The sequence below is a fragment of the Streptomyces sp. NPDC033180 genome, from assembly GCF_055577645.1.
The window spans coordinates 100157-126607 of record NZ_JBVIPU010000008.1 but is presented as its reverse complement, the minus strand read 5'-3'; the positions used below and the strand labels follow the sequence as shown (position 1 = coordinate 126607).

Annotated in this window: 40 protein-coding genes; 3 read left to right on the top strand and 37 right to left on the bottom strand. The window is 67.3% G+C overall.

The genetic code is table 11. The features are described from left to right. Positions 1-167: 167 nt before the first annotated feature. Together ACZ5WE_RS22455 and ACZ5WE_RS22450 are read right to left on the bottom strand one after the other, a co-directional pair. Positions 168-1622 carry an NAD(P)H-hydrate dehydratase gene (locus ACZ5WE_RS22455; RefSeq protein WP_467691554.1) on the bottom strand — a complete coding sequence of 485 codons (1455 nt, stop codon included), beginning with the start codon at positions 1620-1622 and terminating at the stop codon, positions 168-170. A gap of 160 nt (positions 1623-1782) precedes the next feature. Beyond that, complete coding sequence (locus ACZ5WE_RS22450; protein ID WP_361837256.1) at positions 1783-2151, bottom strand: holo-ACP synthase; 369 nt, start codon at positions 2149-2151, stop codon at positions 1783-1785. Between the two features lie 100 nt (positions 2152-2251). Here ACZ5WE_RS22450 and coaA point away from each other — a divergent pair, with 100 nt between their 5' ends. Together coaA and ACZ5WE_RS22440 are read left to right on the top strand one after the other, a co-directional pair. Then, on the top strand, positions 2252-3250 hold the full coding sequence (gene coaA / locus ACZ5WE_RS22445) for a type I pantothenate kinase (RefSeq protein WP_467691553.1): 999 nt from the start codon (positions 2252-2254) through the stop codon (positions 3248-3250). A gap of 30 nt (positions 3251-3280) precedes the next feature. Beyond that, complete coding sequence (locus ACZ5WE_RS22440) at positions 3281-4231, top strand: DUF389 domain-containing protein (RefSeq protein WP_467691551.1); 951 nt, start codon at positions 3281-3283, stop codon at positions 4229-4231. Here ACZ5WE_RS22440 and glmM read toward each other — a convergent pair. The 4 genes from glmM to ACZ5WE_RS22420 all read right to left on the bottom strand — a co-directional run bounded on the left by glmM (position 4228) and on the right by ACZ5WE_RS22420 (position 8163). Next, positions 4228-5586, bottom strand: a complete 1359-nt coding sequence (gene glmM, locus ACZ5WE_RS22435; RefSeq protein WP_467691549.1) for a phosphoglucosamine mutase — start codon at positions 5584-5586, stop codon at positions 4228-4230. The two genes, ACZ5WE_RS22440 and glmM, sit on opposite strands and share 4 nt — an antisense overlap. A 142-nt stretch (positions 5587-5728) precedes the next feature. Next, positions 5729-6250, bottom strand: a complete 522-nt coding sequence (gene rpsI / locus ACZ5WE_RS22430; RefSeq protein ID WP_249588321.1) for a 30S ribosomal protein S9 — start codon at positions 6248-6250, stop codon at positions 5729-5731. 45 nt (positions 6251-6295) lie between these two features. Next, positions 6296-6739: a 50S ribosomal protein L13 gene (gene rplM / locus ACZ5WE_RS22425; RefSeq protein WP_361182318.1), complete on the bottom strand. Its 444-nt coding sequence runs from the start codon at positions 6737-6739 to the stop codon at positions 6296-6298. A 212-nt stretch (positions 6740-6951) separates the two neighbouring features. After that, positions 6952-8163: a glycosyltransferase family 87 protein gene (locus ACZ5WE_RS22420; protein ID WP_467691546.1), complete on the bottom strand. Its 1212-nt coding sequence runs from the start codon at positions 8161-8163 to the stop codon at positions 6952-6954. Between the two features lie 74 nt (positions 8164-8237). On the opposite strand from ACZ5WE_RS22420, the gene ACZ5WE_RS22415 reads away from it, so the two are divergent. Next, positions 8238-9086, top strand: coding sequence for a hypothetical protein (locus ACZ5WE_RS22415; protein WP_467691545.1), 849 nt, complete (start codon positions 8238-8240; stop codon positions 9084-9086). Positions 9087-9116: 30 nt separating this feature from the next. Here ACZ5WE_RS22415 and truA read toward each other — a convergent pair whose 3' ends face one another. From truA to rpsJ, 31 genes are all read right to left on the bottom strand, one after another. After that, positions 9117-9971: a tRNA pseudouridine(38-40) synthase TruA gene (truA, locus tag ACZ5WE_RS22410; RefSeq protein ID WP_467691543.1), complete on the bottom strand. Its 855-nt coding sequence runs from the start codon at positions 9969-9971 to the stop codon at positions 9117-9119. 81 nt (positions 9972-10052) lie between these two features. Beyond that, a complete protein-coding gene (rplQ, locus tag ACZ5WE_RS22405) occupies positions 10053-10553 on the bottom strand; it encodes a 50S ribosomal protein L17 (protein ID WP_399394205.1) in 501 nt (166 codons plus the stop codon). Positions 10554-10634: 81 nt separating this feature from the next. Further along, a complete protein-coding gene (locus ACZ5WE_RS22400) occupies positions 10635-11657 on the bottom strand; it encodes a DNA-directed RNA polymerase subunit alpha (protein ID WP_016645160.1) in 1023 nt (340 codons plus the stop codon). 149 nt (positions 11658-11806) lie between these two features. Next, a complete protein-coding gene (rpsK, locus tag ACZ5WE_RS22395; protein WP_003948617.1) occupies positions 11807-12211 on the bottom strand; it encodes a 30S ribosomal protein S11 in 405 nt (134 codons plus the stop codon). A 62-nt stretch (positions 12212-12273) separates the two neighbouring features. Beyond that, positions 12274-12654 (bottom strand): 30S ribosomal protein S13, encoded by a 381-nt coding sequence (rpsM, locus tag ACZ5WE_RS22390; protein WP_467691542.1) that lies wholly within the window; start codon positions 12652-12654, stop codon positions 12274-12276. 178 nt (positions 12655-12832) lie between these two features. Beyond that, positions 12833-12946 carry a 50S ribosomal protein L36 gene (gene rpmJ, locus ACZ5WE_RS22385; RefSeq protein ID WP_003974245.1) on the bottom strand — a complete coding sequence of 38 codons (114 nt, stop codon included), beginning with the start codon at positions 12944-12946 and terminating at the stop codon, positions 12833-12835. Between the two features lie 57 nt (positions 12947-13003). Next, entirely contained in the window at positions 13004-13225 is a 222-nt protein-coding gene (gene infA, locus ACZ5WE_RS22380; RefSeq protein ID WP_003948620.1) for a translation initiation factor IF-1, read from the bottom strand. Positions 13226-13387: 162 nt separating this feature from the next. Further along, entirely contained in the window at positions 13388-14224 is an 837-nt protein-coding gene (map, locus tag ACZ5WE_RS22375) for a type I methionyl aminopeptidase (RefSeq protein WP_467691540.1), read from the bottom strand. 99 nt (positions 14225-14323) lie between these two features. Continuing rightward, the gene (locus tag ACZ5WE_RS22370; RefSeq protein WP_361058808.1) at positions 14324-14977 is read right to left on the bottom strand and encodes an adenylate kinase; all 654 of its coding nucleotides are present in this window, start codon (positions 14975-14977) and stop codon (positions 14324-14326) included. Continuing rightward, positions 14977-16290, bottom strand: a complete 1314-nt coding sequence (gene secY / locus ACZ5WE_RS22365) for a preprotein translocase subunit SecY (RefSeq protein ID WP_365823541.1) — start codon at positions 16288-16290, stop codon at positions 14977-14979. The genes ACZ5WE_RS22370 and secY overlap by 1 nt, the downstream gene beginning before the upstream one ends. A gap of 224 nt (positions 16291-16514) precedes the next feature. Then, positions 16515-16970, bottom strand: a complete 456-nt coding sequence (gene rplO, locus ACZ5WE_RS22360; protein ID WP_098244248.1) for a 50S ribosomal protein L15 — start codon at positions 16968-16970, stop codon at positions 16515-16517. A 1-nt stretch (position 16971) separates the two neighbouring features. Continuing rightward, a complete protein-coding gene (gene rpmD / locus ACZ5WE_RS22355; protein ID WP_041985698.1) occupies positions 16972-17154 on the bottom strand; it encodes a 50S ribosomal protein L30 in 183 nt (60 codons plus the stop codon). After that, complete coding sequence (rpsE, locus tag ACZ5WE_RS22350) at positions 17154-17756, bottom strand: 30S ribosomal protein S5 (protein ID WP_160506669.1); 603 nt, start codon at positions 17754-17756, stop codon at positions 17154-17156. Before rpsE ends, rpmD begins: the two co-directional genes overlap by 1 nt. A gap of 46 nt (positions 17757-17802) precedes the next feature. Further along, positions 17803-18186, bottom strand: coding sequence for a 50S ribosomal protein L18 (gene rplR / locus ACZ5WE_RS22345; RefSeq protein ID WP_344522013.1), 384 nt, complete (start codon positions 18184-18186; stop codon positions 17803-17805). A gap of 3 nt (positions 18187-18189) precedes the next feature. Beyond that, positions 18190-18729: a 50S ribosomal protein L6 gene (gene rplF, locus ACZ5WE_RS22340; RefSeq protein ID WP_249588331.1), complete on the bottom strand. Its 540-nt coding sequence runs from the start codon at positions 18727-18729 to the stop codon at positions 18190-18192. 21 nt (positions 18730-18750) lie between these two features. Further along, on the bottom strand, positions 18751-19149 hold the full coding sequence (gene rpsH / locus ACZ5WE_RS22335; protein ID WP_160506666.1) for a 30S ribosomal protein S8: 399 nt from the start codon (positions 19147-19149) through the stop codon (positions 18751-18753). A 224-nt stretch (positions 19150-19373) separates the two neighbouring features. After that, positions 19374-19559 carry a type Z 30S ribosomal protein S14 gene (locus ACZ5WE_RS22330; RefSeq protein WP_003948630.1) on the bottom strand — a complete coding sequence of 62 codons (186 nt, stop codon included), beginning with the start codon at positions 19557-19559 and terminating at the stop codon, positions 19374-19376. Between the two features lie 5 nt (positions 19560-19564). Next, on the bottom strand, positions 19565-20122 hold the full coding sequence (gene rplE, locus ACZ5WE_RS22325) for a 50S ribosomal protein L5 (protein ID WP_344522014.1): 558 nt from the start codon (positions 20120-20122) through the stop codon (positions 19565-19567). Beyond that, complete coding sequence (gene rplX / locus ACZ5WE_RS22320) at positions 20122-20445, bottom strand: 50S ribosomal protein L24 (protein ID WP_467691537.1); 324 nt, start codon at positions 20443-20445, stop codon at positions 20122-20124. Before rplX ends, rplE begins: the two co-directional genes overlap by 1 nt. A 2-nt stretch (positions 20446-20447) precedes the next feature. Next, positions 20448-20816, bottom strand: a complete 369-nt coding sequence (gene rplN / locus ACZ5WE_RS22315; protein ID WP_073768975.1) for a 50S ribosomal protein L14 — start codon at positions 20814-20816, stop codon at positions 20448-20450. Between the two features lie 97 nt (positions 20817-20913). Next, positions 20914-21198, bottom strand: coding sequence for a 30S ribosomal protein S17 (gene rpsQ, locus ACZ5WE_RS22310; RefSeq protein ID WP_055564830.1), 285 nt, complete (start codon positions 21196-21198; stop codon positions 20914-20916). Then, positions 21198-21422, bottom strand: a complete 225-nt coding sequence (gene rpmC, locus ACZ5WE_RS22305; protein ID WP_003998824.1) for a 50S ribosomal protein L29 — start codon at positions 21420-21422, stop codon at positions 21198-21200. Before rpmC ends, rpsQ begins: the two co-directional genes overlap by 1 nt. After that, positions 21422-21841, bottom strand: a complete 420-nt coding sequence (gene rplP / locus ACZ5WE_RS22300) for a 50S ribosomal protein L16 (protein ID WP_135332557.1) — start codon at positions 21839-21841, stop codon at positions 21422-21424. The genes rpmC and rplP overlap by 1 nt, the downstream gene beginning before the upstream one ends. A gap of 5 nt (positions 21842-21846) precedes the next feature. Then, positions 21847-22689: a 30S ribosomal protein S3 gene (rpsC, locus tag ACZ5WE_RS22295; protein WP_160506663.1), complete on the bottom strand. Its 843-nt coding sequence runs from the start codon at positions 22687-22689 to the stop codon at positions 21847-21849. Next, the gene (gene rplV / locus ACZ5WE_RS22290; RefSeq protein ID WP_016645177.1) at positions 22689-23036 is read right to left on the bottom strand and encodes a 50S ribosomal protein L22; all 348 of its coding nucleotides are present in this window, start codon (positions 23034-23036) and stop codon (positions 22689-22691) included. Before rplV ends, rpsC begins: the two co-directional genes overlap by 1 nt. Before the next feature lie 41 nt (positions 23037-23077). Beyond that, on the bottom strand, positions 23078-23359 hold the full coding sequence (gene rpsS, locus ACZ5WE_RS22285; RefSeq protein ID WP_160506662.1) for a 30S ribosomal protein S19: 282 nt from the start codon (positions 23357-23359) through the stop codon (positions 23078-23080). Between the two features lie 12 nt (positions 23360-23371). Beyond that, complete coding sequence (gene rplB / locus ACZ5WE_RS22280; RefSeq protein WP_367044315.1) at positions 23372-24208, bottom strand: 50S ribosomal protein L2; 837 nt, start codon at positions 24206-24208, stop codon at positions 23372-23374. A 39-nt stretch (positions 24209-24247) separates the two neighbouring features. Further along, positions 24248-24664 carry a 50S ribosomal protein L23 gene (rplW, locus tag ACZ5WE_RS22275; protein ID WP_160506660.1) on the bottom strand — a complete coding sequence of 139 codons (417 nt, stop codon included), beginning with the start codon at positions 24662-24664 and terminating at the stop codon, positions 24248-24250. Further along, a complete protein-coding gene (rplD, locus tag ACZ5WE_RS22270) occupies positions 24664-25317 on the bottom strand; it encodes a 50S ribosomal protein L4 (protein WP_467691533.1) in 654 nt (217 codons plus the stop codon). Before rplD ends, rplW begins: the two co-directional genes overlap by 1 nt. A gap of 7 nt (positions 25318-25324) precedes the next feature. Then, a complete protein-coding gene (gene rplC, locus ACZ5WE_RS22265; protein ID WP_160506658.1) occupies positions 25325-25969 on the bottom strand; it encodes a 50S ribosomal protein L3 in 645 nt (214 codons plus the stop codon). A 13-nt stretch (positions 25970-25982) separates the two neighbouring features. Beyond that, complete coding sequence (rpsJ, locus tag ACZ5WE_RS22260; protein WP_003948644.1) at positions 25983-26291, bottom strand: 30S ribosomal protein S10; 309 nt, start codon at positions 26289-26291, stop codon at positions 25983-25985. Positions 26292-26451 lie beyond the last annotated feature (160 nt).

Here is a 26451-nt window from a genome sequence, read left to right as displayed (position 1 = left end):
CGAACATACCGGCGCGGCCCCGCACCCGAAGGCGGACCAGTCCCGTAGCCGCACGCTCCCGTAGCCGCACGCTCCCGTAGCCGCACGCACCCGCAGCCGCACGCACCCGCAGCCCGCACCGCACCCAAGGGCCCCCGCGCAGCCACCTACCCCCGCCAAGCCGGACGCTAGTCCCCCCGCGCGTCCCGCCAAGCCGCAGGAATCGCCTCCGCCACGTCATGCGCCCCCACCGGCGCCCCATCCGCCGCATGCCGCCCAGCGAGGCCATGCAGATACGCGCCCACCGACCCCGCGTCCCGCGCGCCGAGGCCGGCCGCGAGCAGCGCCCCCGCGAGCCCCGAGAGGACGTCCCCGCTGCCCGCGGTGGCCAGCCAGGGCGTCCCCGTGGGGTTGACCCGCACCGCACCGCCCTCCCGGCCCGCGACCAGAGTCGTGGAGCCCTTGAGCAGCACCGTCGCCCCGTACCGCCCCGCCAGCTCCCGCACAGCGGCGAGACGCCCACGCTCGACCTCCTCCCGCGCGACCCCCAGCAGCGCAGCCGCCTCCCCCGCGTGCGGCGTGAGCAACGTAGGCGCGCTCCGCCCCCGCACGGCCGCCGCGTCGACGAGGCGCAGCCCGTCCGCGTCGATCAGCACGGGCACATCGGCGCCGACCACGTCCGCGAGCCGCTCGGCGTCGTCCCCGAGCCCAGGGCCGACCACCCACGCCTGCACCCGCCCCGCCTTCGACGGCGGCCCCGCGGAGACGAGGGTCTCCGGGAAGCGTGCGATGACGGCGTCCGCCGCGTGCCCCACGTACCGCACGGCCCCCGCGCCGCCCCGCAGCGCCCCGGCCACGGAGAGCACCGCCGCTCCGGGATACCGGGCGGACCCGGCGACGATCCCCACAACGCCCCGCCGGTACTTGTCGCTCTCCCCGGTCGGCATCGGCAGCAGCGAGGCCACATCGGCGTACTGAAGGGCCTCGACCTCTCCACCACCCCAGGCCTCACCCATCTCCAACCCGATGTCGACGAGCCGCACCACACCCGCGTACTCCCGCCCCGGATCGATCAACAGCCCCGGCTTGTACGCCCCGAAGGTCACCGTCACATCGGCCCGCACCGCCTCGCCGGTAACCACCCCGCTGTCCGCGTCGACCCCGCTCGGCAGATCGACGGCGACCACGGGGGTACCCAAATCCCGGACCGCACCCACCAGTTCCGATGCCGGGTCCCGCAGCCCGCCCTTCCCCCCGATGCCCACGATCCCGTCCACGACAAGATCGGCCCTGCGGAGAATCCCCCGAGCAACACCGTCCACGCCCTCGCGCGCAGCGACCCGCCCCCCAGCCGCCCGAAAGGCCGCAAGCCCACCCCCATGCACCCGTTCGGGCGAAAGCAGCACCGCGGACACACCGGCCCCACGCCGGGCGAGCCGCGCCCCGGCGTACAGCGCGTCGCCGCCGTTGTCCCCGCTGCCCACGAGCAGCACGACCCGGGAGCCGTACACCTTGCCCAGCACCTCGGCGCAGACCACAGCGAGCCCGGCCGCCGCCCGCTGCATCAGGGCACCTTCCGGCACCCGCGCCATCAACTCCCGCTCAGCGGCCCTTACCGTCTCCACCGGATACGCAATACGCATACCCCCGAGTGTCACCCCGCGCAGCGAACACCGCCTACCCCTCAGCAATCACCCCGGCAGACAGCAATCGCCCCGGCAGAGCCACCCCGCGTCATAACTCGACACGGCCGCAAACCCCGCCCCCCCCACTCCCCCCCACACACAGGCACCGCACCCCCGCCTACCCCTCAGCGATCACCACAGCAGAAGCCACCCCCGCGTCATGGCTCAACGACACATGCCACGACCGCACCCCCAGCTCCGCCGCCCGCGCAGCCACCGTCCCCTTCACCCGCAGCCGCGGCTGCCCGCTCCCCTCGACGTACACCTCCGCGTCCGTCCACCGCAGCCCGGCAGGGGCGCCGAGGGCCTTGGCCAGCGCCTCCTTGGCCGCGAAACGCGCGGCCAGCGAGGCGATCCCGCGCCGCTCCCCGCTCGGCAGCAGCAACTCCCGCTCCACGAACAGGCGCCCGGCCATCCCGGCCGTGCGCTCAAGCGCCGCCTCGAACCGCTCGATCTCGGCCACGTCGATTCCGACCCCAATAATCACGAGCAGCAGCCTACGAGCTGGGGCCCCCTACCCCTCCAAGCCCCGCAGGGGGTGACGCACCCCACCCTCCGGCCCGTTCAAACAGCCGTAACAATGGACTGTGATCTCTTCGGTCTCCGTACCCCCGACGACCCCGCGGAGCGCCCACCGGCACAGGCCGGAGGCGACTCCCTACGTCGACCTCACCCGCACCGAGTGGAGCGCCCTGCGTGACAAGACTCCGCTTCCGCTGACCGCCGCCGAGCTGGAGGAGCTGCGCGGCCTGGGTGATGTCATCGACCTGGACGAAGTGCGGGACATCTATCTGCCGCTCTCCCGCCTCCTGAACCTCTACGTAGGGGCCACGGACGGCCTGCGCGGCGCCCTCAACACCTTCCTCGGCGAGAAGGGCTCCCAGTCGGGCACGCCCTTCGTCATAGGAGTCGCCGGGTCGGTGGCCGTCGGCAAGTCGACCGTCGCCCGCCTCCTCCAGGCCCTGCTCTCCCGCTGGCCCGAGCACCCACGTGTGGAGCGGGTGACGACCGACGGTTTCCTGCTGCCCACCAGGGAGCTGGAGGCGCGCGGCCTGATGTCCAGGAAGGGCTTCCCCGAGTCGTACGACAGAAGGGCCCTGACCCGCTTCGTGGCGGACATCAAGGCGGGCAAGGACGAGGTGACGGCGCCCGTCTACTCCCACCTGATCTACGACATCGTGCCGGACCAGCGCCTGACGGTCCGCCGCCCCGACATCCTCATCGTCGAGGGCATCAACGTCCTCCAGCCGGCCCTGCCCGGCAAGGACGGCCGCACCCGCGTGGGCCTCGCCGACTACTTCGACTTCAGCGTGTACGTGGACGCGCGCGCCGAGGACATCGAGCGCTGGTACCTGAACCGCTTCAAGAAGCTGCGCGCCACGGCGTTCAAGGACCCCTCCTCGTACTTCCGCAAGTACACCCAGGTCTCGGAGGAGGAGGCACTCGACTACGCCCGCACCACCTGGCGGACCATCAACAAGCCCAACCTCCTGGAGAACGTGGCCCCCACGCGCGGCCGGGCCGCCCTGGTCATCCGCAAGGGCCCCGACCACAAGGTGCAGAAGCTGAGCCTGCGCAAACTGTGACCCCCGGCGGCCCCCGGATACCCTGCGCGCATGCTGCATCTGCGCCTGATCACCCCGGCGGACAAGACTGACGATGTGGTGCGCCTGATCGAGGAGACGGTCGGCGCCACGCACCTGGCCGTCGTGCCGGGCGCGGCCCGCAACCCCGCGGGCGACGTCGTGATGTGCGATGTCGCCCGTGAGGCGGGCGACACGCTGATCGCCGGCCTGCGCGCCATCGGCATCGACAAGTCGGGCTCGATCGCCCTGGAGAACATCGACCTCTCGCTCTCCAGGCGTGCGGACAGGGCGGAGGCCGACGCGCCGGGCGAGGGCGCGGACGCGGTCCTGTGGGAGCAGCTCAGCGACGCGACCCACGAGGAGTCGACGCTCTCCATCACGTACGTGGCCTTCATCACGCTGGCCACGATGATCGCGGCCTGCGGCGTGGTCCTGGACAACGCGATCCTGATCGTGGGAGCGATGGCGGTGGGCCCGGAGTTCGGCCCGCTCGCGGGCTTTTGCACCGCGCTCGTCCAGCGCGCGCCGCGGCTGGCCCTGCGCTCGCTGATCGCGCTGCTCGTGGGCTTCGCGGCGGCGATGGTGGTGACCGTCGGCTTCAGCTACTTCATGGACGCGATGAACCTCTTCAGTGACGACGCCCTGAAGTCGGAGCGCCCGAACACGAACTTCATCTACCGCCCCGACTGGTTCTCGTTCGTCGTGGCCGTCCTCGCGGGCTCGGCGGGCACGCTCTCGCTCACCTCGGCCAAGTCGGGCGCGCTGGTGGGCGTGGCGATCTCCGTGACGACGGTCCCGGCCGCGGCGAACGCCGCCGTCGCCTTCAGCTACGACGAGTACAAGCAGGCGTGGGGCTCCACCGAGCAGCTTCTGCTCAACCTGCTCGGCATCGTCCTGGCCGGCACCCTCACGCTGCTGGCCCAGAAGGTTCTCTGGGCCAGGCAGCACGAACGTACGGCCAGAAAGGCCCGGCTGTCCTAGCCGAGCGCGGACTTCACCACGTCGGCGAGCCGGCCGGCCACGGACCTGGCCTGGTCGATGTCGGCGGCCTCGACCATGACGCGCACCAGCGGCTCCGTGCCGGAGGAGCGCAGCAACACCCGGCCCGTGGCGCCCAGTTCACGCTCGGCCTCGGCGACGGCGGCCGTCAGCTCGGCGGAGGTCGTGACGCGCGACTTGTCGACGTCGGGCACATTGATCAGGACCTGCGGAAGCCGCTCCATCACCCCGACGAGCTCCGCGAGGCTGCGCTTGGTCTCGGCGACGCGTGCCGCGAGCAGAAGCCCCGTCAGGGTGCCGTCGCCCGTGGTCGCGTGGTCGAGGATGATCACGTGCCCGGACTGCTCGCCGCCGAGAGCGAAGCCGTGCTCCTTCATCGACTCAAGGACGTAACGGTCGCCGACGGCGGTCTGCACGAGGGAGAGGCCCTCGCGCTCCATGGCGAGCTTGAAGCCGAGGTTCGACATGACCGTCGCGACGACGGTGTCCTCGCGCAGCGTGCCGTGCTCCCGCATGGCGAGCGCGAGGACGGCGAGGATCTGGTCCCCGTCGACCTCGGCTCCGGTGTGGTCCACGGCGAGGCAGCGGTCCGCGTCCCCGTCGTGCGCGACACCGAGGTCGGCGCCGTGCTCGACGACGGCGGCCTTGAGCAGGTCCAGGTGCGTGGACCCGCAGCCGTCGTTGATGTTCAGGCCGTCCGGCTTGGCGCCGATCGTGATGATCTCGGCACCGGCGCGCGCGAACGCCTCGGGCGAGACACGGGCGGCGGCGCCGTGCGCCTCGTCGAGGACGATCTTCAGTCCGTCGAGGCGGTTGGGGAGCACACCGAGGAGGTGCGCCACGTACTGGTCGAGGCCCTGGTCGTACGTCCGCACGCGGCCGACGCCCGCGCCCGTGGGGCGCTGCCAGGGAGCGCCGGTGCGGTGCTCCTCGTACACGGACTCGATGCGGTCCTCCAGTTCGTCGGCCAGTTTCTGGCCGCCGCGCGCGAAGAACTTGATGCCGTTGTCCGGCATGGCGTTGTGGCTCGCGGAGAGCATCACGCCGAGGTCGGCGCCCAGCGCACCGGTGAGATGCGCCACCGCGGGGGTGGGCAGCACACCGACGAGCTGGACGTCCACGCCCGCGCTCGCGAGACCGGCGACCACCGCGGCCTCCAGGAACTCCCCTGACGCGCGGGGGTCCCGGCCGACCACCGCGACCGGCCGATGGCCCTCGAACGTGCCCACTTCGCCGAGCACATGAGCCGCCGCCACGGAGAGCCCGAGCGCGAGCTCGGCCGTCAGATCCGCGTTGGCGACACCGCGCACGCCGTCCGTGCCGAAGAGTCGTCCCACTGCTGTCCTCCTCCGGACTTCTACCCCGGGGTGACCGGGGTCCCGACCCGGGATCGCCAGGATCACCAGGGTTCCCGATAAACGAACGCCCCGGCAGCACACAACGTGCCGCCGGGGCGAACGAAAAGTACAAGCAGGCAGATTAGCGCTTGCTGTACTGCGGAGCCTTGCGGGCCTTCTTGAGACCGGCCTTCTTGCGCTCGACCGCACGGTCGTCACGCTTGAGGTAACCGGCCTTCTTGAGGGCGGCGCGGTTGTTGTCGACGTCGGCCTCGTTCAGCGCACGGGCGACACCGAGACGGAGCGCACCGGCCTGGCCGGAGACGCCGCCACCCGAGATGCGGGCGATGACGTCGTAGCGGTTGTCGAGCTCGAGCACCTTGAAGGGCTCGTTGACTTCCTGCTGGTGGACCTTGTTCGGGAAGTAGTCCTCGAGCGTACGCCCGTTGACCTTCCACTTGCCGGTGCCCGGGACGATCCGGACGCGCGCGATGGCGTTCTTGCGACGGCCCAGGCCGGCGGCCGGCTGCGGGTCGCCGAAGCGCGCGGCGTTCGACTCCGAGGTGTACTCGCCCTCGACGGGCGCCTCGGACTCGGTGGTGTACTGCTCGACGTCAACAACCTCGGTCTCTTCGACCGGCTGCTCAACGGTGGTCTCGGCCACGATTCTCCTCAGAATTTCTTACGTCTTTGGGGGTGGTGGCCGGAACTACTGCGCGACCTGGGTGATCTCGAACGGGACCGGCTGCTGAGCGCCGTGCGGGTGCTGGTCGCCCGCGTAGACCTTCAGCTTCGAGAGCATCTGACGGCCCAGGGTGTTCTTGGGGATCATGCCCTTGATGGCCTTCTCGACGGCCTTCTCGGGGTTCTTCTCAAGAAGCTCGTCGTAGCGGACGGAACGCAGACCACCCGGGTAGCCGGAGTGGCGGTACGCCATCTTCTGGGTCTTCTTGTTGCCGGACAGGTGAACCTTGTCGGCGTTGATGATGATGACGAAGTCGCCCATGTCCATGTGGGGCGCGTAGATCGCCTTGTGCTTGCCCCGCAGGAGGTTGGCGGCAGTGGTCGCCAGACGGCCCAGGACGATGTCCTGAGCGTCAATGACGTGCCACTGGCGGGTCACATCGCCGGGCTTGGGGCTGTACGTACGCACTTCGTAGCCTTCGCTTCTTCAGTGGATGGGGTCCAGACACACGGCATCCCGGAAGCGATCATGCAGCTGGGGCTCACAATGCCGGGGACGCTGCCCGTATGCGAGCCACTGGTAACTGCTCCAGGGAACCTTACGTAAGGGCCCTTCGCGTGAGAACGACGAAGCCAATACGTATAACAATCCTCGAGAGTACCCGCGCCGCCCCGTACGGGTCAAAACGCGGATCTGGAGACCGGCACCGCCGACTCCACCGCCTCAGGCGGTTCTGCGGCATCCAGGTTAACCGCCCTCGGGCGCAGACAGGACCGGGCGACCGTGAAGGCCAGCACACACAGCGTCACGGAGTCCCTGAAGGCCCGCCGGGTGCCGGGTTCGAGCCAGGGCCAGGTGAACCCCGGAATCTGCGGGACGAGCGCCAGCCAGAACCACTTCTCCCGGGCCACCGCCTCCGGCACGAGGGCCCCCGCGAGCAGCAACGGCATGACGACGAGCAGATAGTGGTCGTACGACGGCCTGGACACCAGGAAAGCCGCCAGCATCAGCATCACCGCCGTCTCGACCACTCGCTGCTCCGGCGACCCCCCACCGCCCCGCCAGCGCCGCCACGCACACCACACCCCCGCCCCCGCGGCCACCAGGGCCAGCAGCGTCGCCGCCCCCTGCGGCACCCCGAGCCGCGGCAGAACAGCGGCGGGCGACGCCTCGTAGAGCCGTACGAAGCTGTCGTCGCCCCGCAGCAGGAACGGCAGCGTCCGCGTGAAGAACCCCGCGGGATCCGGCATCGCGAGCGCCGTCACCGCCGACACCACCGCCGGCACGAGCACCGCGCCCCCGAGCGCCCGCCACCGCCGGGCGAAGACGAAGAGCAGCACCACCGGCACGAGCAGCGGCTTCACGGCGACGGCCGCCCCGATCACCAGACCCGCGGCCACCCACCTCCCCCGGCATACGAGGAGCAGCGCGAGCGGCAGCGCGGCCGCCGACGCCACGGTCCAGTTCCCGAGCTTGATGAGATGCACGAACGGCGCGAACCCCACCGCGAGCGCGAGGAGCCCGAGGACCGCGAACCGGCTGCGCCACCGCACCCCGTAGATCCGCAGCGCGCACCCCCACCCGAAGACGAGCGAGGACGCGACCCCCGCCGGGACGAGGAAGCGCACGACGGACTGCGGGAGCAGCGTCTGCGGCACCGCGGCGAGCACGGCGCCCGGCAGATAGAGGAAATGCTTGTCGGCATAGGGCGAACGCCCCTCCAGCCACGCCTCGGCGGCCCGCACCACGATGGCGTTGTCCATCCCTCCGCCCGAGCTCTTCAGCCCAACCCGGACGACCGCGGCGAGCAGCACGACCCCGAGCGCCGCCCAGGCGTGCCAGGTCACCGGCCGCAGCAACCACCCACTAACAGCTACTTTGCCCGTATTCATAGGAATCAGGCTAGGTCCGCTGCCTCCCCCGACCCCTGCTCAACATCCCCAACTCCCCGTCTAAGATGCGGCGCATGAGCTTTGGGCAAGGGGGACCTCAGTGGGGTCCAGGGGATTCACAGACCCCTGACTGGGCGGCGCTCGCCGAGGCGTCCGAATCGCGCACCCGGCGCCGGAAATGGCTGATGATCGGCGGCGGCGCGCTCGCCACCGTCGTGGTCGCGGCCGCCGTCGCCGTAGCGGTCGTCTCCGCGAACAGCGACAACACCTCCGCGTCGAACAAACCGGCCAGCGAGCTGCCCTCGACCGCGGACATACCCGGCGCCAGCGAGAACCCCGGTCCGTCCTTCGAGGCGACGACGCCGCCGCCACCGCCGGACCCCAAGGAGTTCATCTCCAGCGCCAAGAAGGACAAGGCGCCGCTCAGCGCCGACACGCTCTTCCCCGGCAAGTCGCTGACCTCGGGCGACCGCGTCTACAAGAAGGGCGCCACCAGCGGCACGAAGAAGTGCGCGAGCGTCACCCAGGCCAAGCTCGGCGCGGTCCTCACCAAGAACGACTGCACGCAGCTCTTCCGCGCCAGCTACGTGAAGGACAACATCGCCGTCACGGTCGGCGTCGCCGTCTTCGACACCGCGGCCCAGGCAGCCAAGGTCAACGACCAGGCGAAGGAAGGCCTGGTCCTCTCCCTGTCCGGCAAGGGCGTGCCCGCCTTCTGCCGTACGGCGGTCTGCCGCGGCACCTACAACGCGTACGGCCGCTACGCCTACTTCACGACGTCCGGCTTCACCAGCGACAAGGACGTCACCACGAAGGAGCGCAAGGTCTACACGACCGGCGACGACCTGGCCCGCTTCGCCTTCGGCCAGATCAACCGGCGGGGCGAGGCACAGGCCTCCGCCGCGGCCAACGCCCCCCAGTAGTCCGCCGGCCGGGGTTCCGGCAGCCGGGGCTCAGCAGCACCCGGCGCCGGGCAACGTCCGCTTGTTGCGGGCCTCTTTGCTGCGCGCGGCGAGCAGCTCGTCGGCGGGGTAACCGACTTCCTCAAGGGTCAGCCCGTGCGGCCGCACGACATGCACGGCGGAGTCCCGCACCCCGGCGGCCAGCACCTTGGCGGGCCACTCGACGGGACGGTGGCCGTCGCCCACGAACAGCATGGCGCCGACGAGCGAGCGCACCATGTTGTGGCAGAAGGCATCGGCCCGAACGGTGGCTTCGAGAATCCCGTCCGGCCGCCGCTCCCACCGCAGTTCCTGGAGCGTACGGATGGTGGTGGCACCCTCGCGCCGCTTGCAGTAAGCAGCGAAGTCATGCTCTCCGAGAAGCTTCTCGGCGGCGGCGTTCATAGCGTCGAGGTCCAACTCCCAGTCGTGCCACAGCACATGACTGCGCAGCAGCGGATCGACGCCGCCCGGGTGATCGGTGACGCGATAGGCGTAACGCCGCCACACGGCCGCGAACCGCGCGTTGAACCCCGCGGGAGCCTCGGCCACCTTCCAGACCCGCACGTCGTGCGGCAGCCGCCCGGCGAGCCTGCGCAGCAGCTTGTCACTGTGCTCGGCCCACACCCCCTCGGGCAGATCGACATGAGCGACCTGCCCCCGCGCGTGCACGCCGCTGTCGGTCCGCCCGGCGACGGTCAGCTCATACGTCTCCTGCGACCGCGTCACGGTCCGCAGCGCGGCCTCGATCTCGCCCTGGACGGTCCGCTGCCCCTGCTTCTGCCTGGCCCAGCCGGAGAAGTCCTTGCCGTCGTACGAAAGGTCGAGCCGCACCCGCACGAACCCGGGCTCTACTTCATCACTCACACCAACAATCCTCTCAGCACCAGGTGCACGCGAAAGCGGGCCCGCCCCGAAGGGCGGACCCGCTCACAGCAAGGCAGAGCCTCAGGCGTCCTTGGACTCGTCCTTGGACTCCTCGGCAGCCTCGTCACCCTTGGTCGTGTCGACCTTGGGCTCGGAGACCTCGGCGTCCTTGGCGGAACGCTTCGTGGCCGCCTCGGCCTCACCGGTGGCCTCCTGGGCCACGGTCAGGGCCTCCACCAGCTCGATGACAGCCATGGGCGCGTTGTCGCCACGACGGTTACCGATCTTGGTGATACGGGTGTAGCCACCCGGGCGGTTCTCGTAGCGCGGGCCGATCTCCGTGAAGAGCGTGTGCACGATGCTCTTGTCGGTGATGACGGACAGCACCTGGCGGCGGTTGTGAAGGTCACCCTTCTTCGCCTTGGTGACCAGACGCTCCGCGTAGGGACGCAGACGACGGGCCTTCGCCTCGGTGGTGGTGATGCGGCCGTACTCGAAGAGCTGCTTGGCGAGGTTCGCAAGCAGAAGCTTCTCGTGCGCGGCGCTGCCGCCCATACGGGCACCCTTGGTGGGCTTCGGCATGGTGTTTCTCCTAGTGATCTGCCCCGGCCGTATCAGGTACCGGGGTCAGGGCCCCGGGAGCGGACGCCCCCGGGCAGTTCATCAGTACTGCTCGGTCTCCACGAAGCCGGCGTCCGCGTCGTCGTCGGCGCCAAAGGCGTCGGCCGCAGCGGTCGGGTCGAAGCCGGGAGGCGAGTCCTTCAGCGCGAGGCCCATGCCGTTGAGCTTCATCTTGACCTCGTCGATCGACTTCGCACCGAAGTTGCGAATGTCGAGCAGGTCCGCCTCGGAGCGGGCCACGAGCTCACCCACGGAGTGGATGCCCTCGCGCTTGAGGCAGTTGTACGACCGAACGGTGAGCTCGAGCTCCTCGATCGGCAGGGCGAGATCAGCGGCCAGGGCCGCGTCCGTCGGCGAGGGGCCCATGTCGATGCCCTCGGCGTCGATGTTGAGCTCACGGGCCAGACCGAACAGCTCGACCAGGGTCTTACCGGCGGACGCCATGGCGTCACGCGGGCGCATGGCCTGCTTGGTCTCGACGTCGACGATCAGCTTGTCGAAGTCGGTGCGCTGCTCGACACGCGTGGCCTCGACCTTGTACGTGACCTTCAGGACCGGCGAGTAGATCGAGTCGACCGGGATGCGCCCGATCTCCTGACCGACCTGCTTGTTCTGAACGGCGGAGACGTAGCCGCGACCGCGCTCGACGGTCAGCTCCATCTCCAGCTTGCCCTTGCCGTTGAGCGTGGCGAGGACCAGGTCGGGGTTGTGCACCTCGACACCGGCGGGCGGGGCGATGTCAGCGGCGGTGACGAGACCGGGACCCTGCTTGCGCAGGTACATCACGACGGGCTCATCGTGCTCGCTGGAAACGACCAGCTGCTTGATGTTGAGGATGAGGTCGGTGACGTCTTCCTTGACACCCGGCACGGTGGTGAACTCGTGCAGGACACCGTCGATGCGGATGGACGTGACGGCCGCACCCGGGATCGAGGAGAGAAGGGTCCGACGCAGGGAGTTGCCGAGGGTGTAACCGAAGCCCGGCTCCAGCGGCTCGATCACGAACCGGGAGCGGAATTCGTCGACGACCTCTTCGGTCAACGAGGGACGCTGAGCGATCAGCATGAAGTGTTTTCCTTCAGCTCAGGGGCACCCACTATTTGATGCCCTGATGCCACCGGGCGGTAGCCCGATGTATATGCAGTACAAGGGTACGGGCGGTACGGCTCCGAGGAGCCGCACCGACCGAAAATCCCTGGGTCAAGCGACGTGCGTCAGACGCGACGGCGCTTGGGGGGACGGCAGCCGTTGTGCGGCGTCGGCGTGACGTCCTGGATCGAACCGACCTCGAGGCCGGTCGCCTGCAGCGAACGGATGGCGGTCTCACGACCGGAACCCGGACCCTTGACGAAGACGTCAACCTTGCGCATGCCGTGCTCCTGGGCGCGACGCGCGGCCGACTCGGCGGCCATCTGCGCGGCGAACGGAGTCGACTTGCGCGAGCCCTTGAAGCCGACGTGGCCGGCGGAGGCCCAGCTGATCACGTTGCCCGTGGGGTCCGTGATCGAGACGATGGTGTTGTTGAACGTGCTCTTGATGTGGGCGTGCCCGTGAGCGACGTTCTTCTTTTCCTTGCGGCGCACCTTCTTGGCAGCGCCCTGACGACCCTTGGGGGGCATCTATTAACTCCTACGCGAGGTGGTCGGTCCTGCAGCGACAGCTGTCGATCGACCGCTGAGGACTACTTCTTGCCCGGCTTCTTCTTACCGGCGATGGCGCGACGCGGGCCCTTACGGGTGCGGGCGTTGGTGCTGGTGCGCTGACCGCGGACGGGCAGACCACGACGGTGACGGATACCCGCGTAGCAGCCGATCTCGACCTTGCGGCGGATGTCGGCCTGGATCTCGCGACGGAGGTCACCCTCGGTCTGGATGTTGGCGTCCACGTACTCGCGGATCTTGATCAGGTCCTCTTCGGACAGATCACGAACACGGGTGTTGCGGTCCACACCGGTGGCGTCCAGCGTCTGCTGGGACAGCGTGCGGCCAATGCCGAACACGTACGTGAGGGCGACCTCGACACGCTTTTCGCGCGGGAGGTCAACACCTTCAAGGCGTGCCATTCAAGGCTCCTGTTGATTTTCGGAGGTCTTCAGCAGGACCGTTCCCAGGTGCCGTACGAGGTACATCCTGGGTCCCCGGCCTCCGACCGGGGGTGTCGCCCTCCATTACTGAAGAGGGACGGGTCCTGCACATGTGCTTACGTGCGTCGCGCGAAAATCTGCGAACTGCAGTCGTGCGTCAGCCCTGGCGCTGCTTGTGGCGCGGGTTGTCGCAGATAACCATGACCCGGCCGTGACGGCGGATCACCCTGCACTTGTCGCAGATCTTCTTGACGCTCGGCTTGACCTTCATTGGTGAGGTTCTCCGGGTCAGTGCCATCACCCCACGCGAATGGGGTGCGGGCAAGATCTACTTGTACCGGTAGACGATCCGGCCACGCGTCAGGTCGTAAGGAGACAGCTCCACCACGACCCGGTCGTCAGGGAGGATGCGGATGTAGTGCATGCGCATCTTGCCGCTGATGTGTGCCAGGACCTGGTGGCCGTTCTGGAGCTCTACCTTGAACATGGCGTTCGGAAGAGACTCAACGACAGTGCCCTCGATCTCGATGGCACCTTGCTTCTTGGCCACGCTTTGCCCTTCGAATCGACTACCTTGATCGACTTCGTACGCCGTATGCAGGCACACGGATGCACGAGAGCCGACGAGTCAGTCTACGTCAGGCACCCCGGAAAGACGAATCGAGGAAGTCTGCCCCACGCTCAAGATCCTTAAGCAACGACACGAACAGGGTCAGCCCAGCGGATCGGGCGCCACAGTGACCCCGTACTCCGCCAGCTTCGCCCGGCCGCAGTCCGGAGAGGTCAGCACGAGCGGCCCCTCCTCCGTCAGCGCGATCGTGTGCTCCCAGTGCGAGGACCACGTGCCGTCCGTCGTGATGACGGTCCAGTCGTCCTCCAGGACCTCCGTGCGGGGCGTGCCGAGGGAGACCATGGGCTCGATGGCCAGGCAGAGGCCGGGGACCAGCTTGGGGCCCTTGCCGCGGCGGCGCTCGACGTAGTTCAGGACGTGCGGGTCCATGTGCATCTCGGTGCCGATGCCGTGGCCGCCGTAGTCCTCGACGATGCCGTACTTGCCGCCGCCGGGCTTCGGCTGGCGGCGGATGTACGTCTCGACGGCGCGGGAGATGTCCACGAGCCGGTTGCCCTGCTTCATGGCGGCCAGGCCGGCCCACATCGACTCCTCGGTCACCCGGGAGAGCTCGATCAGCTCCGGAGCGTGACCGGTGCCCACGAACGCGGTGTAGGCCGCGTCGCCGTGCCAGCCCTCGATGATCGCGCCCGCGTCGATGGAGATGATGTCGCCGTCCTTCAGGACGGTCTTGTCGTCCGGGATGCCGTGTACGACGACCTCGTTGACCGATGTGCAGATCGTCGCGGGGAAGCCGCCGTACCCGAGGAAGTTGGACTTCGCGCCGTGCTCGGCGATCACCTTGCGAGCGACGTCGTCCAGGTCCTTCGTGGTGGCACCCGGCACCGCCGCCTCGCGCGTCGCGGCGTGGATGGCGGCGACGACAAGGCCCGCCTCACGCATCTTCGCGATCTGCTCGGGGGTCTTGATCTGCACCATGGGGCTTCCGCTCTCCGTCATCCGTCCAACAACCGGCTACCTACACAACAGTACGGCCGCGGTCCCCCGAGGGGCACCGCGGCCGAAACAGCGTACTGGCTACTTGTCGCCCTTGAGGGCGTCCATCGCGCGCTTGGTGACCTCGTCCACCTTGCCGAGCGCGGAGATCGTGACCACCAGGCCCTGGGCCTTGTAGTGGTCGATGATCGGCTCGGTCTCGCGGTGGTACACGTCGAGACGCTTGCGCACGGTCTCTTCCTGATCGTCACCGCGCTGGTAGAGCTCGCCGCCGCAGACGTCGCAGACGCCCTCGGTCTTCGGCTTGCTGTACGTCACGTGGAAAACGTGGCTGGAATCGTTCCGGCAGATGCGGCGGCCGGCGATGCGCTTGACCACCTCGTCCTCGGGGACCTCGAGGTCGAGCACCGCGTCGAGCTTCTGGCCGTCCGTCTTGAGCGACTCGTCCAGGGCCTCGGCCTGCGACACGTTCCGCGGAAAGCCGTCGAGCAGGAAGCCGTTCTCGGCGTCCGGCTGCGTCATGCGGTCGTGGGCCATGCCGATGGTGACCTCGTCAGGAACGAGGTTGCCGGCGTCCATGAACGCCTTCGCCTGCTTGCCCAGCTCCGTGCCCTGGCTGATGTTGGCGCGGAAGAGGTCGCCCGTGGAGATGTGCGGGATCTTCAGGTTCTTGGCGAGGAACGCGGCCTGCGTTCCCTTGCCCGCACCGGGCGGCCCGACGAGGACGATTCGCATCAGCGGAGGAACCCTTCGTAATTGCGCTGCTGGAGCTGGCTCTCGATCTGCTTCACGGTCTCCAGACCCACACCCACGATGATCAGGATGCTTGTCCCGCCGAACGGGAAGTTCTGGTTCGCGCCGAAGCCCACCAACGCCATCGTCGGTACGAGAGCGATCAGACCCAGATACAGCGAGCCCGGCCACGTGATCCGGTTGAGTACGTAGCTCAGGTACTCAGCGGTCGGACGGCCAGCCCGGATGCCCGGGATGAAGCCACCATACTTCTTCATGTTGTCCGCGACTTCCTCGGGGTTGAACGAGATAGCCACGTAGAAGAAGGCGAAGAACACGATCAACAAGAAGTACGTCGCGATGTAAATCGGGTGGTCGCCCTTGGTCAGGTTCGCCTCGATCCACTGCTTCCACCCGGAGTTGCCACCCGCGAACTGGGCGACAAGAGCGGGGATATAGAGCAGCGAAGAGGCGAAGATCACAGGGATGATGCCCGCCTGATTGACCTTCAGCGGAATGTACGTCGACGTACCGCCGTAGGACCGACGGCCGATCATGCGCTTCGCGTACTGGACCGGAATGCGGCGCTGAGCCTGCTCCACGAAGACGACCAGGCCGACCATGACGAGACCGACCGCGATCACGGTGCCGAACTCGATCCAGCCGCCCGCCAGGGAGCCCTGCTTCTTGATGGCCCACAGGGCGCTCGGGAAGGTCGCGGCGATCGAGATGAACATCAGGATCGACATGCCGTTGCCGATGCCGCGGTCGGTGATGAGCTCACCGAGCCACATGACGCAGGCCGTGCCCGCGGTCATCGTGATGACCATGGTCACGGTCACGAAGATCGACTGGTCCGGCACGATCTCGGTGGCGACGGGGCACCCGGAGAAGAGCGAGCCCGTGCGTGCGGTGGCCACGAGACCGGTGCCCTGGAGGATCGCGAGCGCGACGGTGAGATAACGCGTGTACTGCGTGATCTTCGCCGTGCCGGCCTGCCCCTCCTTCTTGAGGGCCTCGAGCCGCGGGATCACCACAGTCAGCAACTGCAGGATGATGCTCGCCGTGATGTACGGCATGATGCCGAGCGCGAAGATCGTGATCTGCAGCAGCGCCCCGCCACTCATCATGTTGACCAGACCGAACAACCCCTGGTTGGAGTTGGCCTGGTCCATACATACCTGGACGTTTTTATAACTGACGCCCGGGATCGGAATGTGCGTTCCGAGCCGGTAGATCACGATGATGCCGAGAGTGAAGAGCAGCTTCTTGCGCAGGTCGGGCGTCTTGAACGCCCGGGCGAACGCGGTGAGCACGGTGCCTCCTGCGACCCCCGCGCGCGTGCGTCAGAGGTAGTGGTCTGAGGATCGACGAATACGTATCAGTCAGAAAAACCGCACGGCAGGACCGCACGGAGCTTAGACAGTGCACGCCACCTTACCGGCGACCGTGCCCCCCTTGGAACGACCAACCGGGGATGCCCCTTTTGTGGGGCATCCCCGGCTGGGAATCGCTCAAGTCATCGAGATGCCTGAAGAATTCAGACGAGCTCGGTGACAGTACCGCCGGCGGCGGTGATCTTCTCCTTGGCGGAGCCGGAGACGGCGTCAACCGTCACCTGCAGCGCCACGGTGACCTCACCCTGGCCGAGGACCTTGACGAGGCTGTTCTTGCGAACCGCACCCTTGGCCACGAGGGCCTCGACGGTGACCTCGCCACCCTCGGGGAACAGCGCGCTCAGCTTGTCGAGGTTCACGACCTGGAACTCGGTCTTGAACGGGTTCTTGAAGCCCTTGAGCTTCGGGAGGCGCATGTGGAGGGGCATCTGCCCGCCCTCGAAGCGCTCCGGAACCTGGTAACGGGCCTTGGTGCCCTTGGTACCACGACCAGCGGTCTTACCCTTGGACGCCTCACCACGACCCACACGGGTCTTGGCGGTCTTGGCGCCCGGGGCGGGCCGGAGGTTGTGGACCTTCAGCGGGTTCTGCTCCGCCATGTCAGTCGACCTCCTCAACCGTCACGAGGTGGCGGACGGTGTTAGCCATTCCGCGGAACTCGGGGCGGTCTTCCTTGACGACCACGTCGTTCAGGCGCTTGAGCCCGAGCGAACGCAGCGTGTCACGGTGGTTCTGCTTGCTGCCGATGTACGACTTCGTCTGCGTGATCTTGAGACGGGCCATTACGCACCCGCTCCCGCACGTGCACGAAGCAGAGCCGCGGGGGCGACGTCCTCGAGCGGCAGACCACGGCGAGCCGCGATCTCCTCGGGACGCTGCAGGCCCTTGAGGGCCGCCACGGTCGCGTGCACGATGTTGATCGCGTTGGACGAGCCGAGCGACTTCGACAGGATGTCGTGAACGCCGGCGCACTCGAGCACCGCACGCACCGGGCCACCGGCGATAACACCGGTACCGGGGGAAGCAGGCTTGAGCAGGACGACGCCTGCAGCCTTCTCGCCCGTGATCGGGTGCGGGATGGTGCCCTGGATACGCGGAACCTTGAAGAAGTTCTTCTTGGCCTCTTCAACGCCCTTGGCGATGGCCGCGGGAACTTCCTTGGCCTTGCCGTATCCGACACCTACGGTGCCGTCACCGTCGCCCACCACGACCAGCGCGGTGAAGCTGAAGCGGCGACCACCCTTGACAACCTTGGCGACACGGTTGATCGCGACAACGCGCTCAACGTATGCGGTCTTCTCGGCGGCAGCGCCACCGTCGCGACCCTTCCGGTCCCGCCGCTCGCCGCCACCGGCACCGCTCCCGCGGCGCTGGGGTCCAGCCATTGGAATTACCTCTCTCTGTTACGTCCGCTAGCTCCGGAACCGGGGCTTAGAACTTCAGCCCGGCTTCGCGGGCGGCGTCCGCCAGAGCGGCAATGCGCCCGGCGTACTTGTTGCCACCGCGGTCGAACACGACGGTCTCGACACCCGCGGCCTTGGCACGCTCGGCAACGAGCGCGCCGACCTGCTTGGCCTGGGCCGACTTGTCAGCCTCGCCACCGCGGATCGTGGTGTCCAGGGTCGACGCCGACGCAAGGGTGTGACCCTTGAGGTCGTCGATGACCTGAGCAACGATGTTGCGGTTGGAGCGCGTCACGACGAGGCGCGGACGCTCCGCCGTACCCGACACGTTCTTGCGGATGCGGATATGGCGGCGGGCCTTGGCGGCACGCTTGTAAGCGTCACCCTTGGCGATCTTCACACCGTATGCCATGGCTTACTTACCTGCCTTTCCGACCTTGCGCCGGATGACTTCGCCCTCGTACTTGACACCCTTGGCCTTGTACGGGTCGGGCTTGCGCAGCTTGCGGATGTTGGCCGCAACCTCGCCGACCTTCTGCTTGTCGATGCCCTCGACCGAAAGCTTGGTCGCGGACTCCACCTTGAAGGTGATGCCCTCGGGGGCCTCGACCAGGATCGGGTGGCTGTAACCCAGCGAGAACTCCAGGTTGGAGCCCTTCGCGAGCACGCGGTAACCGACACCGCTGATCTCGAGCTTCTTCACGTAACCCGTGGTCACGCCGGTGATCATGTTCGCCACCAGCGTGCGGGACAGGCCGTGCAGGGCCTTGTTCTGACGCTCGTCGTTCGGGCGGGTGACGCTCAGCACGCCGTCCTCGCCCTTAGCGATGTCGATCGGCGCGACGACGGTGTGGGAAAGGGAGCCCTTGGGACCCTTAACCGAAACCGTCCGGCCGTCGATGGTGACGTCCACGCCGGCGGGAACCGTGATGGGGAGCTTGCCAATACGCGACATTAGCTATTCCTCCGTTCCCGACTACCAGACGTAGGCGAGGACTTCCCCACCTACGCCCTTCTTGCCTGCCTGCTGGCCGGTGAGGAGACCGTGGGACGTGGAGATGATCGCCACGCCCAGGCCGCCGAGCACCTTCGGCAGGTTGGTGGACTTCGCGTAAACCCGGAGACCGGGCTTGGAGATCCGCTTGATGCCCGCGATGGAGCGCTCACGGTTCGGGCCGAACTTCAGCTCGAGGACGAGGTTCTTGCCGACCTCGGCGTCCTCGGTCTTCCAGCCCGTGATGAAGCCCTCCTGCTGGAGGATCTCCGCGATGTGAGACTTGATCTTGCTGTGCGGCATCGCCACGGAGTCGTGGTACGCCGAGTTCGCGTTACGCAGACGAGTCAGCATGTCCGCGATCGGATCAGTCATGGTCATGAATTGGCCTTCGGCCTCTCTCGCCGTGGTTTCCTATCTGCGCCATCCCTCTCCCCACTCAGAGGCGGGACGGGTGCGGCGCGGGGACCTACGGCGTAGTAAGTCGGTCAGGGCGGCAGGCGCCCAACCCTCCTAGCCTAAGCCATGGAGAGGTGGGACACCTACCGACCAGATACTTACCGAGAGCCTCCGGAAATTCCCAAGTCCCTAAGGACAGGAGGGAATTACCAGGAGCTCTTGGTCACGCCCGGCAGCTCGCCACGGTGAGCCATCTCACGAAGGCAGACGCGGCACAGGCCGAACTTGCGGTACACGGAGTGCGGACGGCCACAGCGCTGGCAGCGGGTGTAGCCGCGCACACCGAACTTGGGCTTACGAGCAGCCTTGGCAATAAGTGCCTTCTTCGCCATCTCGCTTACGCCTCCTTGAACGGGAAGCCGAGGTGACGAAGGAGCGCACGGCCCTCAGCGTCGTTGGTCGCCGTGGTGACCACGGTGATGTCCATACCCCGGACGCGGTCGATCTTGTCCTGGTCGATCTCGTGGAACATGACCTGCTCCGTGAGACCGAAGGTGTAGTTGCCACGGCCGTCGAACTGCTTGGGGGACAGACCACGGAAGTCGCGGATGCGCGGAAGCGCGAGCGACAGGGTGCGGTCCAGGAACTCCCACATGCGGTCGCCACGAAGCGTGACGTGGCAGCCGATCGGCTGACCCTCGCGCAGCTTGAACTGCGCGATGGACTTCCGGGCCTTGGTGATGGCCGGCTTCTGACCGGTGATCGTGGTCAGGTCACGGACGGCACCGTCCATGAGCTTCGAGTCACGGGCGGCGTCGCCGACACCCATGTTGACCACGATCTTGACGAGGCCGGGGGTCTGCATGACGTTCTCGTAGGAGAACTCTTCCTGCAGCTTGCCCGCGATCTCCTCGCGGTACTTCGTCTTCAGACGCGGGCTGGTGGTGGTCGTCATCAGATGTCCTCACCCGTCCGCTTGGCAACGCGGATCTTGTTGCCGTCATCGTCGAAGCGGAAACCGACACGCGTGACGACCTTGTTGCCGTCCTTCTCCACGACCAGCTGGACGTTGGAGATGTGGACAGGGGCTTCGGTGGTCACGATGCCGCCGGCCTGCGAACCGCTGGCGGTCGGGCCGGCCTTCGTGTGCTTCTTGACCCGGTTGACACCCTCGACCAGGACACGCTCGTCGCGCGGGTAAGCGGCAATGACCTTGCCCTGCTTGCCCTTGTCCTTACCGGTGATGACCTGGACCAGGTCGCCCTTCTTGATCTTCATGCTTACAGCACCTCCGGCGCGAGCGAGATGATCTTCATGAACTTCTTCTCGCGCAGCTCACGACCGACCGGGCCGAAGATACGGGTGCCGCGAGGGTCGCCGTCGTTCTTCAGAATGACGGCGGCGTTCTCGTCGAAGCGGATGTACGAGCCGTCGGGACGGCGGCGCTCCTTGACGGTGCGAACGATGACGGCCTTGACGACGTCACCCTTCTTCACGTTGCCACCGGGGATCGCGTCCTTGACGGTGGCGACGATGACGTCACCGATGCCCGCGTAGCGGCGACCCGAGCCACCGAGAACACGGATGGTGAGAATTTCCTTCGCACCCGTGTTGTCGGCGATCCGAAGTCGCGACTCCTGCTGGATCACGTCTATCTCCTGTTTGTCTGCCGGTTCCCCCGGGGCAGTTCAGTGAACTGCCCCGGGAGCCTGGCGGAACGAACTCCTAGGGATACCCCTGGGAGATTTACTTGGCCTTCTCGAGGATCTCGACGATGCGCCAGCGCTTGGTCGCCGACAGCGGACGCGTCTCCATCAGGAGGACGCGGTCGCCGACGCCGGCAGCGTTCTGCTCGTCGTGCGCCTTGAGCTTGTTCGTACGGCGGATGACCTTGCCGTACAGCGCGTGCTTCACGCGGTCCTCGACAGCGACGACGACGGTCTTGTCCATCTTGTCGCTGACGACCAGACCCTCACGGGTCTTGCGGAATCCGCGGTCAGTCTTGGTCTCAGTCACGTTGCTCTCGCTCATCAGGCGCTCTCCACCGTCTCGATGCCCAGCTCGCGCTCACGCATCAGGGTGTAGATCCGCGCGATGTCCTTACGGACGGCCTTGAGCCGACCGTGGTTCTCGAGCTGACCGGTCGCCGCCTGGAAGCGGAGGTTGAACAGCTCTTCCTTGGCTTCGCGGAGCTTCGCGAGAAGCTCCTCGTCACCCAGTTCGCGCAGCTCGGACGCCTTGGTACCGGCCGACATCACGACTCACCTGCCTCGCGCCGAACAATCCGGCACTTCATCGGAAGCTTGTGAGCAGCGCGGGTAAGCGCCTCACGCGCAGTCTTCTCATTCGGGTAGGACAGCTCGAACATCACCCGTCCGGGCTTGACGTTCGCGACCCACCACTCGGGGGAACCCTTACCGGAACCCATGCGGGTCTCGGCGGGCTTCTTCGTCAGCGGGCGGTCCGGGTAGATGTTGATCCAGACCTTGCCGCCACGCTTGATGTGGCGGGTCATCGCGATACGAGCCGCCTCGATCTGGCGGTTGGTCACGTACGCCGGAGTGAGGGCCTGAATCCCGTACTCGCCGAACGCAACCTGCGTACCACCCTTGGACATACCGCTGCGCTTGGGGTGGTGCTGCTTGCGGTGCTTGACCCTACGAGGGATCAGCATGTCGGTCAGGCCTCCGTTCCGGTGCTCTCAGCCGGAGCGGCAGCTGCGGCGGGAGCGTCGGCCTTGGGGGCCTCGGCAGCCGGCGCGGACTGCTGCTGCGGCTTGCGGCCGCGGCCGCCACGCTCGCCACCACGGCCACCACGGGCCGGGCGGTCGTTGCCGCCACCACGGGCCGGGCGGTTACCCGCACGGGCCGCGGCGTTCTCGGCGCGGACCTCGGCGATGTTCTTGACGTCGCCCTTGTAGATCCAGACCTTCACGCCGATACGGCCGAAGGTCGTCTTGGCCTCGAAGAAGCCGTAGTCGACGTTCGCACGGAGGGTGTGCAGGGGCACGCGGCCCTCGCGGTAGAACTCCGAGCGGGACATCTCGGCGCCGCCGAGACGGCCGCCACACTGGATCTTGATGCCCTTGGCGCCGGCCTTCATCGTCGACTGCATGCTCTTACGCATGGCGCGACGGAAGGAGACGCGGGAGGACAGCTGCTCTGCAACGGCCTGGGCCACGAGCTGAGCGTCGACCTCGGGGTTCTTGACCTCGAGGATGTTCAGCTGGACCTGCTTGCCCGTGAGCTTCTCGAGGTCACCGCGGATGCGGTCGGCCTCGGCGCCACGGCGGCCGATGACGATGCCGGGACGCGCGGTGTGGATGTCCACCCGCACGCGGTCACGGGTGCGCTCGATCTCAACCTTCGAGATGCCGGCGCGCTCCATGCCGGACGTCATCATCCGACGGATGGCGACGTCTTCCTTGACGTAGTCCTTGTACAGCTTGTCGGCGTACCAACGCGACTTGAAGTCGGTGGTAATGCCGAGCCGGAACCCGTGCGGGTTTACCTTCTGGCCCATTACCGGGTTCCTTCCTTGCTGCTGACGACCACGGTGATGTGGCTGGTCCGCTTACGGATCCGGTAGGCACGGCCCTGAGCACGCGGACGGAACCGCTTCAGGGTCGGGCCCTCATCCACGTACGCCTCGCTGATGACCAGCGAAGAGGCGTCACTGTGGTCGTAGTTGTGTGCAGCGTTGGCGATGGCGCTGTCAAGCACCTTGCCAACCGGCACGCTCGCGGCCTGCGGGGCGAAACGCAGGACCGCCTGAGCCTCCGTGGCATCCATGCCACGGATGAGGTCCACCACTCGGCGGGCCTTCATGGGCGTGACGCGGATGTACCGCGCCTGGGCCCTGGCTTCCATGGTTGTCCCTTCGGTGTAAGTCATAGTCGTTCCACCCCGCGCTAGCGGCGCTTCGACTTCCGGTCGTCCTTGACGTGGCCGCGGAAGGTGCGAGTCGGCGAGAACTCGCCGAGCTTGTGGCCGACCATCGCCTCGGTGACGAACACCGGGATGTGGGTCTTGCCGTTGTGCACCGCGATCGTGTGGCCCAGCATGGCCGGGACGATCATCGAGCGACGGGACCAGGTCTTGATGACGTTCTTGGAACCTGCTTCGTTCTGGACATCCACCTTCTTGATGAGGTGTCCGTCGACGAAGGGTCCCTTCTTGAGACTGCGCGGCATCTAAACCCGCTCCTAGCGCTTCTTGTTCGTCTTGCGGCGGCGGACGATGTACTTGCTGCTCGCCTTCTTCGGCGAACGAGTACGACCCTCCTTCTGACCCCACGGCGAGACCGGGTGGCGACCACCGGAGGTCTTGCCCTCACCACCACCGTGCGGGTGGTCGACCGGGTTCATCGCCACACCGCGAACGGTCGGGCGAACGCCAAGCCAGCGCTTACGGCCGGCCTTGCCCCAGTTGATGTTCGACTGCTCGGCGTTGCCGACCTCACCGATCGTGGCGCGGCAGCGGACGTCGACCAGGCGGATCTCACCGGACGGCATACGAAGGTGAGCCATCGAGCCCTCCTTCGCCAGCAGCTGCACGGAGGCACCCGCGGAGCGGGCGAACTTCGCGCCGCCGCCGGGCCGCAGCTCGATGGCGTGGATGGTCGTACCGACCGGGATGTTGCGGAGGGCCAGGTTGTTGCCCGGCTTGATGTCCGCGCCCGGTCCGTTCTCGACCCGGTCACCCTGCGACAGGTTGCGGGGGGCCAGGATGTAGCGCTTCTCGCCGTCCGCGTAGTGCAGGAGCGCGATGCGCGCGGTGCGGTTCGGGTCGTACTCGATGTGCGCGACCTTCGCCGGCACGCCGTCCTTGTCGTGACGACGGAAGTCGATCACTCGGTAGGCGCGCTTGTGTCCGCCACCCTGGTGGCGAACGGTCACACGACCGGCGTTGTTACGGCCGCCCTTGCTGTGCAGCGGGCGGACCAGCGACTTCTCCGGCGTGGACCGCGTTACCTCGACGAAGTCGGCTACGGAGGAGCCACGACGGCCCGGCGTAGTCGGCTTGTACTTGCGGATTCCCATTTCTCAGTCCTCGTCCGATATTCGGACCAGGGCGCTCCGTTAGGAGGCCTGGCCGAAGATGTCGATACGGTCGCCCTCAGCAAGGGTCACGATCGCGCGCTTGGTGTCAGCGCGCTTACCGAACCCCGTGCGGGTGCGCTTGCGCTTGCCCTGGCGGTTGATCGTGTTGACCCCAGTGACCTTGACCGAGAAGACCGCCTCGACGGCCTGCTTGATCTGGGTCTTGTTGGCGCCGGGCGCGACGACGAAGGTGTACTTGCCCTCGTCGAGAAGCGCGTAGCTCTTCTCAGAGACGACCGGCTTGACGAGGACGTCACGGGGGTCCGTGAAGCTCTTGCTCAGCGGCGTCTCAACGGTGTTCTTGCCCTCGGTGGCGTGGCGCTTCGCCTTGGCGACGCGTGCGGCCTTGGCGGCCTTGGCCGCCTTGGGGGCGATGCTCGGGTGACGCGTAGCCATCAGGCTTCGCTCCCTTCGGTCTCATCGGCCTTGGGGCCAGACACGAAGGACTCGAAGGCGGCCTTGGTGAAGACCACGTCGTCCGAGACGAGCACGTCGTACGTGTTCAGCTGGCCCGGCTCCAGGATGTGCACCTGGGGCAGGTTGCGCGCGGAGAGCAGCGAAGTCTCGTCCGCCCGGTCGATGACCAGGAGCACGTTCTTACGCTCGCTGACCTTGCCGATCAGCGTCTTCGCGGCCTTGGTGGAGATGTCGCCCTCGACCACGTTGGTGACAACGTGGATACGAGCGTTGCGGGCCCGGTCGGTGAGGGCGTGGCGCAGGGCCGCGGCCTTCATCTTCTTCGGGGTCCGCTGCGAGTAGTCACGCGGCTGCGGGCCGTGGACGACGCCACCGCCGGCGAACTGCGGCGCACGGGTCGAACCCTGGCGCGCGCGGCCGGTGCCCTTCTGGCGGTACGGCTTCTTGCCGCCACCGCGGACTTCACCGCGGCGCTTGGTCTTGTGCGTGCCCTGACGGGCAGCTGCCAGCTGAGCGACGACGACCTGGTGGAGAAGCGGGATGCTGATCTTCTCTACGTCGAAGATCTCCGCGGGGAGCTCGACCGTCCCGGCCTTGTCGCCTGCCGGCGAAAGGATGTCAATGGTACTCATCGGTTCCTCAAACCCCCTTGGCCGCGGTACGGACCAGGACGAGGCCACCGTTCGGACCGGGAACTGCGCCCTTGATCAGGAGCAGGCCCTTCTCCGCGTCAACGGCGTGAACGGTCAGGTTCTGGGTGGTGACCCGCTCGTTGCCCATACGGCCCGCCATGCGGAGGCCCTTGAACACACGGCCCGGGGTGGCACAGCCACCGATGGAACCGGGAGAGCGGTGCTTGCGCTGGGTACCGTGACCCGCGCCGAGTCCCTTGAAGTTGTGACGCTTCATGACACCGGCGAAGCCCTTGCCCTTGCTCTTGCCCGTGACGTCAACCTTGACGCCGGACTCGAACACCTCGGCAGTCACCTCCTGGCCCAGCGTGTACTCGCTGGCGTCAGGGGTGCGGATCTCCACCAGGTGGCGGCGGGGGGTCACGTCGGCCTTGGCGAAGTGACCCTTGAGGGGCTTGTTCACCTTGCGAGGGTCGATCTCGCCGAAGGCGATCTGGACCGACTCGTAGCCGTCGGAGTCATTCGTACGGACCTGGGTAACGACGCAGGGCCCGGCCTTGACGACGGTGACCGGGACGACACGGTTGTTCTCGTCCCAGACCTGGGTCATGCCGAGCTTCTCGCCCAGGACGCCCTTGATCTGCTTAGTCATCTGTCCGCGCCTCTCAGAGCTTGATCTCGATGTCGACGCCGGCCGGAAGGTCCAGGCGCATCAACGAGTCAACGGTCTTGGGCGTCGGGTCGAGGATGTCGATCAGGCGCTTGTGCGTGCGCATCTCGAAGTGCTCGCGCGAGTCCTTGTACTTGTGCGGCGACTTGATGACGCAGTACACGTTCTTCTCAGTGGGCAGCGGCACCGGGCCTGCGACCGACGCACCAGTGCGAGTCACCGTCTCGACGATCTTCTTCGCCGAAGAGTCGATGACCTCGTGGTCGTAGGCCTTGAGCCGGATGCGGATCTTCTGTCCCGCCATGGCTACTTGGTAGTCCTTTGTCTCGAAGGCTCTGGCTCCCGGGAGGCCCTTTTTTCTACTTCCTCCGACCCACGCGGTCGGGCGTGTCGCAGTCCCGCTCACGAAGATCTCCCGAAGGATTTCCCTGCTAGGGGCTGCGGCCCAGCTGACCGCGGGTCCG